The sequence below is a fragment of the Lysinibacillus sp. FSL L8-0126 genome (genome assembly GCF_038630385.1).
GTDB lineage: Bacteria > Bacillota > Bacilli > Bacillales_A > Planococcaceae > Lysinibacillus > Lysinibacillus fusiformis_D.
Map to the genome: position 1 here is coordinate 970,741 of NZ_CP152028.1, position 16,228 is coordinate 986,968.

At 37.7% G+C, this 16,228-nt stretch carries 13 protein-coding genes; 2 read left to right on the top strand and 11 right to left on the bottom strand.

The features are described 5' to 3' along the window. The 10 genes from MHI34_RS04620 to MHI34_RS04665 all read right to left on the bottom strand — a co-directional run bounded on the left by MHI34_RS04620 (window position 1) and on the right by MHI34_RS04665 (window position 12,246). Window positions 1-1,059 carry a Gfo/Idh/MocA family oxidoreductase gene (locus MHI34_RS04620; RefSeq protein WP_058843630.1) on the bottom strand — a complete coding sequence of 353 codons (1,059 nt, stop codon included), beginning with the start codon at window positions 1,057-1,059 and terminating at the stop codon, window positions 1-3. Between the two features lie 13 nt (window positions 1,060-1,072). Continuing rightward, the gene (locus MHI34_RS04625) at window positions 1,073-1,951 is read right to left on the bottom strand and encodes a sugar phosphate isomerase/epimerase family protein (protein ID WP_058843629.1); all 879 of its coding nucleotides are present in this window, start codon (window positions 1,949-1,951) and stop codon (window positions 1,073-1,075) included. Window positions 1,952-1,968: 17 nt separating this feature from the next. Then, window positions 1,969-2,934, bottom strand: a complete 966-nt coding sequence (locus MHI34_RS04630) for a dipeptide ABC transporter ATP-binding protein (protein ID WP_342504153.1) — start codon at window positions 2,932-2,934, stop codon at window positions 1,969-1,971. Further along, the gene (locus tag MHI34_RS04635; RefSeq protein WP_342504154.1) at window positions 2,927-3,919 is read right to left on the bottom strand and encodes an ABC transporter ATP-binding protein; all 993 of its coding nucleotides are present in this window, start codon (window positions 3,917-3,919) and stop codon (window positions 2,927-2,929) included. The genes MHI34_RS04630 and MHI34_RS04635 overlap by 8 nt, the downstream gene beginning before the upstream one ends. An 11-nt stretch (window positions 3,920-3,930) precedes the next feature. Then, the gene (locus MHI34_RS04640) at window positions 3,931-4,827 is read right to left on the bottom strand and encodes an ABC transporter permease subunit (RefSeq protein ID WP_342504155.1); all 897 of its coding nucleotides are present in this window, start codon (window positions 4,825-4,827) and stop codon (window positions 3,931-3,933) included. A gap of 13 nt (window positions 4,828-4,840) precedes the next feature. Continuing rightward, window positions 4,841-5,764, bottom strand: coding sequence for a nickel ABC transporter permease (gene nikB / locus MHI34_RS04645; RefSeq protein WP_058843625.1), 924 nt, complete (start codon window positions 5,762-5,764; stop codon window positions 4,841-4,843). A gap of 68 nt (window positions 5,765-5,832) precedes the next feature. Further along, complete coding sequence (locus MHI34_RS04650; protein WP_058843624.1) at window positions 5,833-7,416, bottom strand: glutathione ABC transporter substrate-binding protein; 1,584 nt, start codon at window positions 7,414-7,416, stop codon at window positions 5,833-5,835. A gap of 490 nt (window positions 7,417-7,906) precedes the next feature. Continuing rightward, a complete protein-coding gene (locus tag MHI34_RS04655) occupies window positions 7,907-9,259 on the bottom strand; it encodes an aspartate aminotransferase family protein (RefSeq protein WP_342504453.1) in 1,353 nt (450 codons plus the stop codon). A gap of 21 nt (window positions 9,260-9,280) precedes the next feature. Beyond that, window positions 9,281-10,810: a CoA-acylating methylmalonate-semialdehyde dehydrogenase gene (locus tag MHI34_RS04660; RefSeq protein ID WP_342504156.1), complete on the bottom strand. Its 1,530-nt coding sequence runs from the start codon at window positions 10,808-10,810 to the stop codon at window positions 9,281-9,283. A gap of 23 nt (window positions 10,811-10,833) precedes the next feature. Then, the gene (locus tag MHI34_RS04665; protein WP_058843621.1) at window positions 10,834-12,246 is read right to left on the bottom strand and encodes an amino acid permease; all 1,413 of its coding nucleotides are present in this window, start codon (window positions 12,244-12,246) and stop codon (window positions 10,834-10,836) included. A 222-nt stretch (window positions 12,247-12,468) separates the two neighbouring features. Here MHI34_RS04665 and MHI34_RS04670 point away from each other — a divergent pair, with 222 nt between their 5' ends. Beyond that, window positions 12,469-14,037 carry a PucR family transcriptional regulator ligand-binding domain-containing protein gene (locus MHI34_RS04670; protein ID WP_342504157.1) on the top strand — a complete coding sequence of 523 codons (1,569 nt, stop codon included), beginning with the start codon at window positions 12,469-12,471 and terminating at the stop codon, window positions 14,035-14,037. A 51-nt stretch (window positions 14,038-14,088) separates the two neighbouring features. Here MHI34_RS04670 and MHI34_RS04675 read toward each other — a convergent pair whose 3' ends face one another. Continuing rightward, the gene (locus tag MHI34_RS04675; protein WP_342504158.1) at window positions 14,089-14,883 is read right to left on the bottom strand and encodes a carbon-nitrogen family hydrolase; all 795 of its coding nucleotides are present in this window, start codon (window positions 14,881-14,883) and stop codon (window positions 14,089-14,091) included. 96 nt (window positions 14,884-14,979) lie between these two features. Here MHI34_RS04675 and MHI34_RS04680 point away from each other — a divergent pair, with 96 nt between their 5' ends. After that, window positions 14,980-16,149: a pyridoxal phosphate-dependent aminotransferase gene (locus tag MHI34_RS04680; protein ID WP_342504159.1), complete on the top strand. Its 1,170-nt coding sequence runs from the start codon at window positions 14,980-14,982 to the stop codon at window positions 16,147-16,149. The last annotated feature ends 79 nt before the right edge of the window (window positions 16,150-16,228 follow it).

A 16,228-nucleotide genomic window follows, 5' to 3' on the forward strand; every position in this document is an offset into this window, starting at 1 on the left:
TTAATAAACGACTTCCTTTCCTTGCATTGCAGAAATATAAATTCCCTCTAAAATTTTCATAATTTCTACTCCATCCTCCACAGGTGCAACTGAATCATATTGATGAAGACAGCAATCAACAAACGTATTGATTTCATTCTGAAAGGCTGTAGCAAAATCAAAGGTTAAATCATTAATTTGAGGATAAATATTTAAAATGGTGTTATGCTCCTCACTTACAATTTTCAACTCAGGCTCTAGTTCTGCTCCACCGTTTGTGCCATATAATTTAATACTGATTTCATCTTTTATGGCATGGAGCGTATAAGAAACGTCCACCATTAGTGATGACCCATTTTCAAATGTAATAAGAGCATTCGCTAAGTCTTCTACTGTATTTTTAGTAGCATCATAGTCTGCTGCTTTATAAAAGGATAAATTTTCAATATGATTTCTATTTCCTAATTGATTGTAGGTATGACCAGTTATACGTTTTACTTTTGGTCTACCCATTAAATACCAGCATATATCAATCACATGGACACCCAAATCAATTAATGGGCCTCCACCAGATTTATCAATCTCTGCGAACCAGCCTCCTGGATTCCCTAACCTTCTGAGGCAAGAAGCTTTAGCATAATAAATATCCCCCAATTTGTTATCGTCAATAAATTGTTTGAGTACTTTGGTATTTGTTGCAAAACGTCTTACATAGCCGACTTGAAATATTTTACGATGTTTTTCTGCAACCTTTTGAATGTTTAAAGCCTCGGCATAGGTCATGGATAAAGGCTTTTCGATAAGCACATGTAAGTCATTTTCTAAAGCAAGAATGGCTAATTCGGCATGTGTATTATTCCATGTACAAATGCTTACAGCATCTACATTTTTGTCTGCAAATAACGCTTCCTTAGAAGAAAAAACATGGGTTGCTCCAAATTGAGCAGCCTTTGCTTTGCCTCGTTCAATAGAGGCATCATACACACCATATAACTCAACCGCTGGATTTTTCATATAGGAGCCTAAATGATAATCGGAAATAGAACCTGTACCGATTACACAAACTTTTAATTTATTCATGTTCTTCCCCCCTTTAGAGCTTGCATTCGTCCCATAAACGACGCACATTATCCATCCCTATTTTTGAACCAACTTGACAATCTTCCATACCTTCAAACTCCACCACAATATAACCATCGTAGCCATAGCCTTTAACAAGCTTTATAATCTCTCGTATATTTAGATCACCATGTCCAACAATCGCTCCTCTGATGTAATTGTTATGAACAGTGCGGAACCATTCGCCATCTCCTGGATTTTCATAAAAAGGACGAATATAAAAATCTTTAAAATGCACTGTAGCAGCATAAGAAATATTTTTCATGACACCGATTAGAGGTTCTTCATCAATACATAAAAAATTTCCTACATCTAAGGTCGTTTTAAAGTTATCTCTGTTAACCGCATGAATTAATTGCTGTACACGATCACTTGTTTGAACATTAAAGCCATGATTTTCAATCGTTGTCGTGATATTAAATTGTTTCGCATAATCTGCAATCAATTGACAGCCTCTAACCATTTCATCAAAATGGTCATTGTAATAATGAATGGTTGTTTGCTCCTTTGGTAAAGTAAAGAGTGTAACGTCATGGCGCATAATGCTAATCCCCATATGATGTACTACATCAACATGTTTTTTTAAGCGTTCAACTTCTTCTAAAAAAGCTTCCTCTGTATCATGGATAAAGTTAGCAGGTAGGGAATAGGCCGATAGCTCTAATCCTAGCTCCGCTGCTTTCTTTTTAATTTGAGATGCCAGTTCATAGTTATCTACAACAGTAAATTCATAGGGCACTAATTCGACATGTTGTCCTCCGTTGTCAGCTACCCACTGTAGAACATCAAGAACATTCATTTCTCCCTGCTTCATTTTTTTGACCATACTATATGTGCTTAATCCTACTTTCATTTGTGAACACCTCTCTATTAATTGACAAAGTGACATGCAACACTTTGTTCTTCGTTCATTTTTTTCATTTCCGGAATGACTTGCTTACATATATCTGATGCAAGGGGACACCTTGTATGGAAGGTACAACCACTTGGCGGATTTTTAGGGTTTGGAATATCACCTATTAACACTTTTTTCTTTTTTCTTAACGTTGGGTCTACAATTGGTACAGAAGCAATAAGAGCTTGCGTATAAGGATGCTTAGGATCATTAAATATGGTTTCTTTTCGTCCAATTTCAACAATGGTTCCTAAATACATGACACCAATATAATGACTTATATGTTCTACAACACTTAAATCGTGAGAAATAAAGAGATAGGATATTTTAAATTCCTGCTGCAATTGCTTTAATAAATTCAAAATTTGCGATTGTATCGACACATCCAATGCAGACACAGGCTCGTCAGCAATAATTAATTTTGGTTTTGTTATTAAAGCACGTGCAATGCCTAAACGCTGTCTTTGTCCGCCACTGAACTCATGTGCATAGCGATCTGCCTGTTCAGCATTTAATCCAACCACTTCAAGCATTTCGAGTACAAGCTTTTCACGTTCAGCTTTTGAAAGTTTTGTATGAATTTCTAAAGGCTCCCCAACTAATTCCTTTACCTTCATTCTCGGATTTAATGAAGCATAGGGATCTTGAAAAATCATTTGAACAGTTCGCCTTAAATGCTTTAAGTCTGAATGTTTTGCAGTAGCTACTTCTTTTCCATCCACAACGATACTTCCACTTGTTGGTGCTATTAATCGAGTGATTAATCTGCCGGTGGTAGATTTTCCACAACCACTTTCTCCTACTAGACTAAATGTCGTACCCTCTTCTATTTCAAAGGAAACATCTATTACGGCATTAACATGTTGCCTTTTTTGAAATAGTCCACCTGCTATCTGAAAACTCTTTTTTAAATTTTCCACTTTTAAAATACTGTTAGACATTAGCTTCCACATCCTTTTTCGCATATAGCCAGCAGCTACATTGACGTGTAGCTGAAATTTTCAATGTCGGTGGACTTTCCTGATGACATATAGACATCGCATGATCACATCGTGGAGCAAATTTACAACCTTTTGGCATATTTTGCGGGGACGGCACTTGCCCATTGATAGAATCTAATACTTCTTTTTTATCTCCTATTTTAGGTACTGATGCAATTAAACCTTTTGTATACGGGTGTTTAGGGCTAGCGAATAGTTCAAAGACGTCTGCTTCCTCCACAACTTGCCCTGCATACATAACGACTACCTTATCGCACATTTCAGCAACAACCCCCAAATCATGTGTAATCAGTAAAATAGCCGTCTCATGTTCTTCCTTTAACTTTTTCATTAACTCTAATATTTGAGCTTGTATCGTTACATCTAACGCAGTAGTTGGTTCGTCAGCAATAAGTAGCTTGGGCTGACAGGCCATTGCCATAGCAATCATTACTCGCTGTCTCATTCCTCCTGATAGCTGATGCGGGTATTCATGAATGATTTCCTCTGCCCTTCCTATGCCTACACTCTTTAACATTTGGATGGCGTGATGTTTACTTTCGTTCTTTGGCAGCTTCAAATGCATTTCGATTGCTTCCATTAACTGCTTACCAATCTTTAAAACAGGATTTAAAGAAGTCATAGGCTCTTGGAAAATCATCGCCATTTGCTTACCACGAATTTTCCGAATTTCTGATTCAGACATTTTCGTTAAATCCTCTCCATTGAAATGAATAGAGCCATTCACTATTTTACCTGTAGTACCATGAAATAATTGCATGATGGATAATGACGTCAAGCTTTTTCCACTACCCGATTCTCCAACTAAGCCTAGTATCTCTCCTTTATGGATTGAAAAATTGACACCTCTTAAAATTTTGATTTCTGTTTTATCACGCGTAAAGGACGTTTCTAAGTCACTTACTCGCAATACATGTTCTGTCATAGGCATTCTCCTTAATTATTTTTAATTTTTGGATCTAATACATCTCGTAATCCATCACCTATTAAGTTAAATGCTAGTACGGTTAAAAAAATGGCAATACCCGGCATAATAACTACATGAGAAGATGTCCCTAAGTAGTCACGGCCACTGCTTAGCATAACTCCCCACTCAGGCATTTCAGGGCTGGCACCTAAGCCTAAAAAGCTCAAACTAGAAGCTGCTAAAATAGCTGTTCCGATACGCATTGTGACGAAAATAATTAATTCACTAATCGTTTCAGGGAAAATATGTTTCCACAGCACTCTGACATGCGAAGCACCCATTGATTGTGCTGCCTCTACGTATACATTTTCTTTCGCATTCAAAGTGGCACCTCGCACTAAACGTGCAAAGGATGGCACACTAAAAATCATGACAGCAATGATGACATTATTAATACCAGGACCAAGTAATGCGACAATGGCAATGGCTAACAATAAATCAGGGAATGAAAACAGTACATCACAGCTACGCATGATGATTTTGTCAATCCAACCACCAAAGTAACCGCTAATTAAACCTAAAATAGTTCCTAGTATTAAGCCTAAAAATACGGCACTGAAACTCACCATCAAGGATATTTTTGCGCCTACTATTAAACGACTAAAAATGTCTCGACCATACTCGTCCGTTCCTGCCAAATGACTGGCACTTGGTCCCTCTAATAAAGCATCATAATTCGGTTCAAACGGATCGTACGGTGCGATATAAGGTCCAATAAAAGCAACTACAATTAACAATCCTATAAAGATACTTGCAAACAATGCGGCCTTTTGTTTTTTAAAGGACTTCCAAAATTCTTTAAGAGGAGAGTATTTCCTTTGTGTTTTTTGCACTTGGCTATTTTGCATAGTAGTTGGTGAAGTCATTTTATTCCCTCCCTTAAGAATCTAATTGGATTTTTGGGTTTAACACGGTATAAAGCACATCAACAATTAAATTCACTACAATAAATTCAAATGCGAATAACAGCAGTGCTGATTGAATGACAGGGTAGTCTCGAAATGCAATCGAATCGATTAGCAGACGTCCCATTCCTGGAAAGCTAAATACCGTCTCAACTACCACTGAACCCCCTAGTAGAAAACCAAATTGTAAGCCCGCTACCGTTACAACAGAAATTAAGGAATTTCGTAATGCATGCGTCACAATCACGGAATGTTCCTTTAATCCCTTTGCTCTCCCCGTTCTTATAAAATCAGCTTGTAACGTTTCAAGCATGGAAGAACGAGTAAATCGAGCGATCATTGACATAATGCCTGCCCCTAAGGTCAAGGAAGGTAAAATATAACTAGAAAAGCCATCCAATCCACCTGTTGGGAATAATCCTAGCTGTACTGAAAATAATTGAATCAACAATAGTCCCAACCAAAATCCTGGAATTGAAATACCAGAAACCGCTGTTACCATTCCAAAATAATCAGGCCATTTGTTTTTATTGATGGCTGAAAAAACGCCAATCATTAAACCAATTAATGTAGCCCAAAACATGGAGAGGAAAGTAAGGTGGAGGGAAGGCATAAACCTTGTTTTAAACATATCAATTACCGGTAATCCAGTTGTTAAGGATGTTCCAAGTTCACCCGTCAACAGATTTTTCATATAATCCACGTATTGTTTAAGAATGGGTTTATCTAAACCCAACTCATGCCGTACATTTTCAACATCTTCTAACGTGGCATCCTTACCAGCTACTAATCGTGCAGGATCACCTGGTATTAAATGGATAAACAAGAATGTTAAGATTGAAATAACAATTAATATTGGTATCATTTCAACAATTCTTTTTGCTGTATATTTCCACAAGACAACCTCCTCCTTTCTATGTTGTAGAAAAGGAATTGACCATCATCAATTCCTTTTATTGTGCAACATTACTCAACTTTTGCGTTTTTCACATCGAGTCCACCTGTTGGATTTACTAACACACCGCTGACATTTGAACGTACACCATATACGACCTCATCTACCCCTAAGAAAATCCAAGGCGTATCTTGGTAAACGATTTCCTGTAATTTTTCATACAGTTCAGCCTGACGATCTACATCTGAAATAGAATTCGCTTCATCCATTAGTTGATCTGCCTCAGGATTTTGATAATAGGCTGTGTTTGCACCATTTGGTGGGAATGATACACTATGGAAAAGAGGTTTTGTCGCATTCGTTATATCTGAAGCATAGGCTGACCAGCTCACATACCACATTTGCAATTTCGCATCATCTGGAGTTTGTGCACCGTAGATTTCATCTGACAAAGTACCTTCTTCCATTGATTTGATCTCAACTTTTACACCGATTTGGCTCAACTGTTGTTGAATAAACTGCATGCCCTTCATCGTATCTGAGTTTGTGTTCCCCCAGATTTCAATATCGAAGCCATTAGGATAGCCAGCTTCAGTCAATAATTCTTTTGCCTTTTCAATATTGTGTTCATACATTTTTTGCTGTTTATAATAAACCGTTTTGGAAGGAATAATAGAGTCTAGTGGTAAACCTAGACCTGCATTTACAACTTTTAAATAAGCTTCTTTATCTACCGCATAATTAAATGCTTGTCGTACTTTAATATCATCCAAAGGTTTCTTATACGTATTTAGCGACACATAATGAGCAATTGTAGAAGGAACTTTATTAATTTCTACATCTTTATTGTTAGAAAGCTCGTCGATATTTTGTGCTGGCACTGGATAGATCACTTGTGCATCCCCAGCTTTTAGCATTGCCACACGTGATCCGTTCTCTGGTACTGGCTTATACGTAATTTTAGAAACACGATCACCACCACCCCAATAGCCGTCGAAGTTTTCAATTGTTAAATGATCCCCTTGTACCCATTCAACAAATTTATAAGGTCCTGTACCAACAGGCTGCTTCGGAATATCAGCTAAATTTTCTTTAATCATTTTTGGGCTGATCATTTTAGCCACTCCGAAACGCGTGATCATTGGTCCGTATGGTTCTTTTAAAGTAACTTTAATTTCATAGTCACCTAGAATTTCAACTTTGCTGATTAAGCTAAAACCACGTGAATATAAACGTAAACTTTCATCATTCATGATTCGTTCAATGTTGGCTTTTACAGCCTCTGCATTAAACTGTTCCCCGTCATGGAAAGTGACCCCTTCTTGTAGCTTAAATGTATACTCCAGAGCATCTTCACTAATTGAATAATCATCAGCTAAAACCTTCATAATTTGTCCATCAGCATCGAAGCCTAGTAAACCTTCTAACATGGTCTCCTGTACAGAACTCGAATTTGTATCTCCTGTATTATGAGGATCCATGGAAATAAAGTTTTCATTTACAGCAATGACAAGTTCATTCTTTGAACTTGCTGTGTCTGATTCTGTAGTAGACTTCTCCCCAGTGTTTGATGCATTAGAATTATCTTTCTCTGCGCATGCTGCTAAAAGCAACATACATAGAATTACAAAAACCAACTTTTTAACATAATTCATCTCATCTACTCCCTTTGTAAAAATATATAAAAATATTTCTTAACACTTAAATTAAGAAATATAATTACTAAAATCACTTATTTTCTCCACTGATGAAAATAAATAGACAAAAAATAAACTATACTTTCATTACGATTAGACAATTCAATTAGAGGAAGACATGACTCTCTCAACTATTACAATTGCTTTTCATCAGAAACTATAGTTCAACCAACAACACCTATTTATTCCACTGCTGAAAATAAGTAATCAAAAAAATATTCTCTACAGGACACTTTTTACATATAATTATCAGAAAAATTAATTTTTTATTAACTATAAACTACGAAATACAATTTTTCCAGTATTTTTTTATTAAATTTCAGAATTTTATAATTATTTTTATCGAGCTATAATAAATACTGCTATCTAGCATCTGCGTTATAAAGCTTCACAAATAAAAGTTCTAAAAGCCTTTACTCCAAGGCTTTTAGAACCATATCAATATTCTTTACAGCTTATTTACACTATCCACAACCACATCGAGTATACGATCAAGATCTTCTTGTACAATATTAAGTGGTGGTGATAGCGTTAAGACATTATTAAACCCTGCAACAGTTGCTCCATTTTTTCCAATGATAACCCCTTGTTCTTTACATTTGGCAATGACAGCATTCACCTTCTCCACTGGTAAAGGTTCTTTCGAGACTTTATCTGCAACTAATTCAATCCCAATTAATAAACCTTTGCCACGCACATCTCCTACATTTGGATGATGCTGCAATTGTTGCTGCAATGTTTGTAGTGTTGCAGCGCCAATTTCCTTGGAACGCTCAAACAACGCTTCTTGCTCAAGAATTTCAATATTTTTTAATGCAACTGCACATGCCACAGGAGAGCCTCCAAATGTATTCACATGGCGGAAATAGCTGTATGCATCTGAGCCCTTAAACGCCTCATAAATTTCACGCTTCACGGCTGTTGCTGATAATGGTAAATAGGCACTTGTAATTCCTTTAGCCATCGTAATTATATCTGGCTTAACACCGTAGTTCATAAATCCAAAAGGCTTACCTGTTCGACCAAAGCCACAAATAACCTCATCCACAATCAGTAAAGCACCATGTCTTTTACACACTTCCTCAATGCCTTTTAAATAATTCTCTGGAGGCATAATGACACCGCCACCTGTAATAATAGGCTCTAAGATCATAGCTGCAATTGTGTCACTCAGTTCCCATGTCATCGTTTTATCTACAGCCTTTACACTCGCTAAATCCAATGGCGCAATAGCATCGCTTTCATGCTCACGATATTGATCAGGTGGTGCGACATGGATAAAACCTGGAGATAGTGGCTCGTATTTATATTTGCGCTCCGCCTGCCCCGTTGCCGCTAAAGCCCCAAAGGAGTTACCATGATAAGCACGGTAGCGTGAGACAATTTTATAGCGTGAGCTTTGTCCTTTTTGCTGATGGTATTGCCGAGCAATTTTAAAGGCTGTTTCATTCGCCTCTGATCCACTATTGGAGAAGAAAATAACGTAATCTCCACCAAGTAGTTCATTTAGCTTCTCAGCTAATTCCACTGCAGGCAAATGACCCTGAGATAAAGGTGCATAAGCATTTTTCATCATTTGCTCATGTGCCGCATCTGCTAACTCTTTCCGTCCATAGCCAACATTGACACACCAAAGCCCTGCCATTGCATCAATATATTCCACACCATCTGTATCCACAATTCTTGCACCATCAGACCTCTCTACTACATATGTGGCTTGCGGATTATATGGTTTCATAGAATGCCAAACATATTGCTCATCCTTGGATAATACATCACTTTTAAGATTTGTCTGTGTCATCATCAAACACCCCTCACTATATTAGTTTTTCGCATCATTATTACTTGGGAACGCAAAGGAACTTGTTGTATCCTCCGTTTCATCTGGCCAGCGCTCAGAAATCGTTTTGGCCTTTGTAAAGAACCTTGCCTGATCTGGGCCAAACATATGCCCTTCACCGAACTTAGAACGTTTCCATCCACCAAAGTTATGATAGCCAACAGGGATTGGTATAGGTACGTTCACACCTACCATGCCGACTTCTATTTCCTCTTGGAATTTCCGTGCTGCTGCTCCACTGCTTGTAAACATGGTTACCCCATTGCCAAGCTCATGGTTATTGATTAAATCTATTGCCTCTTGTAATGAGTCCACCCCTACAACAATACGTGCTGGACCAAAGACCTCTTCTTTAAAGATCTTCATTTCCGATGTGACATTATTAAGGAGGGTTGGGCCAAGATAAAAGCCATTTGACGTTTCACATACTTTCGGATTTCTTCCGTCAATCACAAGATTTGCCCCTTCAGTGACTGCCTCATCGATAGAACGAATAATCGTTCTTTTCGACTCTTTAGTGATGACTGGTCCGAAATCGACGTCTTTTTCTGTATAGGGTCCAACCTTTAGTTGAGAGATTTTATTTTTTAATAGTTCCGTAAACCGTTGTTCGGTATCTTTGCCTACAACAAGTGCACCTGAAATCGCCATACAGCGCTGTGATGCTGCACCATACGCTGCTCCTAAAAAGGCATTCGCCGTTTGTTCTAGGTTGGCATCTGGCATCACAATCATAAAGTTCTTCCCACCACCAAATGCCGCAACACGTTTATTGTGCTTTGTTCCTGTTTGATAAATATATTCAGCAACAGGTGTTGAGCCAACAAATGAGATAGCTTGAATCTCTTTATTTTCTAATAGTTCATTGACAGCCTCTTTATCTCCATTGACAACAGTCCAAATGCCATCTGGTAAACCTGCCTCTTTCCATAATTGACTTATATAGAGAGCGGACATCGGTACGCGCTCTGATGGCTTTAATATAACGGCATTTCCTACTGCCACAGCCATGCTTGTAATCGCAAGCGGTACCATAACAGGGAAATTAAATGGTGCGATAGTTGCCACTACGCCGAGTGGTGATTTGGCAGAAAAGGCATTTATATTACCACCTACATTGACTGAGTACTCTCCTTTTAGCATTTGCGGTGCACTGATCGCCATATCAACGGATTCAATACCACGAACGATTTCACCTTTTGCATCGTCCTTTGTTTTACCACTTTCCTGACAAATCACATCGATAAGCTCTTCCTGTTTTTCTACTAACAACTGACGGAATCGATGTAACACTTCTACCCGTTTACCAATTGATCGTTTTTTCCATGCTGGAAAGGCTTCTTTTGCAAGCTGAATAGCATGCTTTACCTCATCTCTTGAAGCAAGTGGTACTGTTGCAATAACCTCTCCTGTTGATGGATTATAAACCTCTGAAAATCGGCCACTTGTACCAGCTACCTCTTCCCCTTGGATAAAATGTGTGAGCGTTTTCATTTCTTGCTGAACTGTCATAATTAGACCACTCCTTTATCGTATTATTGTTCAAAATCGAATTCTTCTTTGCTAAAAATAGAACTTGATTCATCGGGTTGTTTAATCGTCTTTTTCTTTTGAGTAAGCACATAGAAAATCATCACAATAGCGACGACAACGCATGTAAATAAAATTTGTGAGCGCATAGACTCTATAAAGAACATCGCCATTAATAAAGCTGTTGTAGCGAGTATTGTGAAATACGTTAAATAAGGGAAAAACCACATCTTCACCTTTAATAGCTCTAAATTTTCTTGTTCAATCTTGCGTCGCATTCTTAATTGTGAAAAGGCAATGATTAAATAAAGTATTAAAGTAATCGCACTACAAGAGCTCAGTAAAAACATAAAAACTTTATCTGGTGAAACATAATTCATAATGACTGCAATATACGAGAAAAATGTTGCTGCTAAAATGGCATTGACAGGTGCACCCTTTTTGTTTAATTTTAAAAATGCTTTTGGCGCTTCTCCCTTTTCTGCTAAAGAAAATACCATGCGTGATGTTGCATAAAGTGCTGAATTTAAACACGATAGCACCGCTGTTAACACAACAAAATTCATAATTTGTGCGGCAGCAGGAATTCCAATATAATCGAGTACCGCTACATAAGGACTTGTTAAAATATCGGAGGAATGCCAAGGCAATAGCGTTACAACAACCGCTATAGAGCCCACATAGAAAATTAAAATCCGCCAAGTAATGGAATTGGTAGCTTTCGTTACAGCAGCTAATGGTTCATCTGATTCACCAGCAGCAATGGCCACAATTTCTGTTCCCATGAAGGAGAAAATAACAATGACGACACCCATTAGAACAGCACCAAAACCATTAGGTAAAAAACCACCTTGCCCGACTAGATTGGTCATACCTACAGCATTAAAGTTTGGGGCGATGCCAAAAATAATGAAGGCACCAAGACCAAGGAAAACCACTATACTTGCAACCTTAATAAGAGAGAACCAATACTCAAACTCACCAAATGCTTTGACAGAAAGAACATTCGTTAAAGTAAGTGCTACGGTTAGTAACAAACTTAATAGCCATAAAGGCATCCCGTCATACCAATATTGAATAATGGCTGCCGCTGCTGTTGCTTCTAGTGCAATCGCAATGACCCAGAAAAACCAGTACAGCCATCCAATCATAAAACCTGCCCACGGGCCAATGGCTTCATGCGCATAATGTGCAAATGAGCCACTCGTTGGATTAACAGCTGCCATTTCGCCTAGCATACGCATAACTAAAATAACGATAATTCCTGCAAATATATACGATAAAATGGCCCCTGGACCAGCTAAATTAATAACTGAACCACTCCCCATAAATAGGCCAGCACCGATTACTCCTGCAATAGCAATCATCGTCATATGCCGCTTCTTTAACCCTCTTTGTAAATGCGTTTGTTGCTCCATATCTGTCACCCCTTTTAGTAGATTGCTTGATCGCTTACAAAAATTTTACATGTTTCATAACGTTGAAGTAATAGACAAACTGTAAAATTATATACTTTTGTTTTAAACATAATGTAAAATAGACTAAATATTCTTAAAATACTATATCCACGAATTTATAAGAAAATATAAATCATCAAACAGAAAAAATATACAATACATACAACTAAGGGAGGGGCTAAATTGAGTCCGTTTCAACTTAAAGTACTAGATGTTTTGGAAAATAAGTATTTTCATAAGGCAGAGGTTGTGGCAGGTCATGAAGGATTATCAAGGATTATCAAATGGGTACATGTTCTTGAAATCGTACAAGTTGATCATTTTTTAGTTGGTGAGGAGTTAGTATTAACAACAGGAATTAGTCTCCAGCATAGTATCGCTAATTTTACCGCATTTGTAGAAGCCATCATTCAAAAAAATTGTGCTGCTCTTTGTATTGAGTATGGCTCTTATATTCAGACCGTTCCAAAAGCAATACTAGCACTGGCAAACCGGCATCAGTTTCCCATTATTGTTTTTCATGAGGCAGTTCCTTTTGTTCGTATTACGCAGGATTTACATAGCCAAATTATCAATCAGCAATATTTAATGATTTCTTCGCTAGAATCTTATGCACAAGCTTTGAACAAAAATGCTGTCTTAGGACAAAATACAGAAGATATTTTACAAAATATGTATAATGAATTAAAAACACAAATCATGTTTTCCATTAAGGGACGCAATCCTATTTTTTTCCCCAATACGACACACCAAAAACGTCAGCAGCTATTAACATTGAACAAGTCTGCTCAGCAATTTAAACATGGGCCTATTTTTATCTTTGATCAGCATTATGCAAATTTAACACTCTATCGAGAGGATGGACTATTTTCAGAGTTTGAATTATTAATATTAGATCGTACAGCAACGGCGCTGGCACAGCTATTAATGCGAGAGTTTTATATTGAGGAAAAAAAGAATATTGAGGATGCTACAATTTTAGTCGATTGGATTGATCAAAAATTATCTAAGGAAGAAATCTATAAATTTATCGTTACACATTACGCGGGCTATACACAATCTAATGGAGCTGTCTTTATTTTATCCTCTCCTACTACAATGACAAAGACACAGGAGGATATGGTCTATAGTAAGCTTTATTATCGAAATCTCTTTGAGCAACATGGATTTATGCCATTTTTATTCGAAAGAAAAAGCTATATTATTTTTATTTTACTTCATATGAAAGACAGTAAAGCTATTCGTGACATATTGAATAGCATTTTTTCCACACTGCCCAATACCGACTTTTATAAAAAGCAGCAAGCACAAGGTTTTCAAATAGCCGTTGGAAAGGTTGTTTGCGATGTAGAAGAAATTCCTAAAAGCTATCAAACTGCTTTAGAAACTTTATATATTTGCCGCAAAGTGCAAACGTCCTCTTTCTTTTATGATGATTTGCATTTATATCATTTAATCTATAAATTACAAATGCAAGTGAATTTACAGGAAGTGATTTACGATTATTTACAGCCCGTTATTGAGTACGATAAAAAATACAATAGCAAGCTTCTTGAAACATTACAGGTTTATTTACAAACAAATGGCTCCAAGCAGCAAACAGCCAACCAATTATTTATTGTTCGTCAAACACTCTATCACCGCTTAAGAAAGCTTGAAGGTTTACTAGGTGAAAATTTCATGAAAGGACATAACCGCATTACATTAGAATTTATGCTATTGGCAAATTCATTGATTGAGGATAAGGGCTAGAAAAAAGATGGCACGCTCAAAAGATTACTCCCTCTTGAGCGTGCCCCTCTATTAGCCTTTCACGACAACATCATGATATAGTCCTGGTCTACGGTCGTCATAAACTGGAATTCTTCCACGTACTTCATCGACAATAGAAAAATCTACATCAATCACCGCTACTTCTTCATCCTCTGCACCGATCCAAAGTACTTCTCCCCAAGGCTGTATGATCATCGATTGGCCATTAAAGTTTTCTACCTTTTTTGAAATGCGATTAACTGCTATTACAAAACATTGGTTCTCAATCGCACGAGCTTGCAGCAATGTTTTCCAATGATCAATCCTTGGTGTTGGCCACTGGGCTGGTACAAATAATACCTTTGCTCCTTGTAATGCGTGTGCACGTAACCATTCTGGGAAACGAATATCATAGCAAATGACCCCAGCAGCTTCAATATCTCCTAGAGCAAATCGATTCATTTCATCCCCTGCTTCTAAGTAGAGATGCTCATTCATTAAACGGAAAAGATGTGCTTTGCTATATTCCCCTACAAGTTCTCCATTGCGATCAAATGTATACATCGTATTATAAAATTTGTCGCCTTTCTTCGTTGAAACAGAACCACCTACAATATGTACACCAAGTTCCTGTGCTAATTCAGCCAAGAAGGATTTCGTACGTTCACCATCGACATCCGCTAGTTCAGGCAGCTTCTCTAACGCATAGCCTGTATTCCACATTTCAGGCAGCACAATGATTTCTGCTCCTTTTTTTGCCACTTCTCGAATCTTGTCCTCAGCTCGTGCAAAATTTTCTTCTACTTTGCCAAAGCCAACATTTAATTGAATACAACCGATTTTCATAGCCATTCCTCCTCTAGACAATTAACAAAAAAAGTAATACTATTTGCTTCATATTCTTCAATAATAATTATTATATTCTGAAAAGGGTGATCATGCATGGAATTCTCTAAAAAACTACAGCAACTACCCACTCAATTTTTTGCAGCGTTAGTTCAAAAAGTAAATAATGCCTTAGAAGAAGGTCGCGATGTCATTAATCTTGGTCAAGGAAATCCCGATCAACCAACGCCCCCTCATATCATTCAAGCATTACAGGAGGCGGCTGAAAATCCACAAAATCACAAATATTCACCATTTCGCGGTATCGCTGAATTACGCCAAGCAGCTGCCGACTATTATAAACGTGAATATAATGTGAATCTAAATCCTGACACAGAGGTAGCGATTCTTGGCGGGACAAAAATTGGACTCGTTGAGCTACCTTTAGCCGTATTAAATCCAGGTGATACAATGCTCTTACCAGACCCTGGCTATCCAGATTACTTATCAGGTGTCGTATTAGGTGATGTCCATTTTGAAGTGATGCCACTTTTAGCTGCAAATGATTTCTTACCTAATTATCATACATTACCTGATGAAGTGAAAGAGAAGGCGAAGCTACTTTACCTAAATTACCCGAACAACCCTACAGGTGGTACAGCAACACTTGCGTTTTTTGAAGAGACCGTTCGCTTTGCGAAGGAACACAATATTATCGTATCACATGATTTTGCTTATGGGGCAATAGGATTTGACGGTAATAAACCTATTAGCTTCCTACAAGCTGAGGGGGCAAAAGAAATAGGAATTGAAATGTACACACTCTCTAAAACTTATAATATGGCAGGCTGGCGTATAGGCTTCGCTGTCGGTAATGCCGACATTATTGCTGCCATTAATCTAATTCAGGATCATCTGTTTTGTAGTCAATTCCCTGCTATTCAACAAGCAGCAGCAACGGCACTTACAGCTTCCCAAGAATGTGTGGATGAACTGCGAGCTACCTATGAAGGTCGCCGCAATGTACTCATTGAAGAAGCTCAAAGAATTGGTTGGCATGTAACGGCTCCAAAAGGCTCCTTCTTCGCATGGCTCCCTGTACCATTCGGCTATACTAGCGAGCAGTTTGCCGATTTATTATTGGAAAAGGCTGATATCGCTGTAGCAGCAGGCAATGGCTTCGGCCGATATGGCGAAGGCTATATCCGTGTTGGTTTACTTGTTAGCGAGGAACGCTTACGTGAAGCAATCCATAGAATCGAACAATTACAATTATTCAACCCTTAACCATGACATGAGGCTGGGACAAAAGTAAAAATGTTAGACCGATTATAAGCTCGGTCTAACATTTTTTAATTCAGGAAGG

Bases quoted from the DNA above. Each gene is read 5' to 3' on its own strand.
- MHI34_RS04620 (WP_058843630.1), bottom strand. From the start codon at position 1,059: ATGAATAAATTAAAAGTTTGTGTAATCGGTACAGGTTCTATTTCCGAT.
- MHI34_RS04625 (WP_058843629.1), bottom strand. From the start codon at position 1,951: ATGAAAGTAGGATTAAGCACATATAGTATGGTCAAAAAAATGAAGCAG.
- MHI34_RS04630 (WP_342504153.1), bottom strand. From the start codon at position 2,934: ATGTCTAACAGTATTTTAAAAGTGGAAAATTTAAAAAAGAGTTTTCAG.
- MHI34_RS04635 (WP_342504154.1), bottom strand. From the start codon at position 3,919: ATGACAGAACATGTATTGCGAGTAAGTGACTTAGAAACGTCCTTTACG.
- MHI34_RS04640 (WP_342504155.1), bottom strand. From the start codon at position 4,827: ATGACTTCACCAACTACTATGCAAAATAGCCAAGTGCAAAAAACACAA.
- MHI34_RS04650 (WP_058843624.1), bottom strand. From the start codon at position 7,416: ATGAATTATGTTAAAAAGTTGGTTTTTGTAATTCTATGTATGTTGCTT.
- MHI34_RS04655 (WP_342504453.1), bottom strand. From the start codon at position 9,259: ATGACACAGACAAATCTTAAAAGTGATGTATTATCCAAGGATGAGCAA.
- MHI34_RS04660 (WP_342504156.1), bottom strand. From the start codon at position 10,810: ATGACAGTTCAGCAAGAAATGAAAACGCTCACACATTTTATCCAAGGG.
- MHI34_RS04665 (WP_058843621.1), bottom strand. From the start codon at position 12,246: ATGGAGCAACAAACGCATTTACAAAGAGGGTTAAAGAAGCGGCATATG.
- MHI34_RS04675 (WP_342504158.1), bottom strand. From the start codon at position 14,883: ATGAAAATCGGTTGTATTCAATTAAATGTTGGCTTTGGCAAAGTAGAA.
- MHI34_RS04680 (WP_342504159.1), top strand. From the start codon at position 14,980: ATGGAATTCTCTAAAAAACTACAGCAACTACCCACTCAATTTTTTGCA.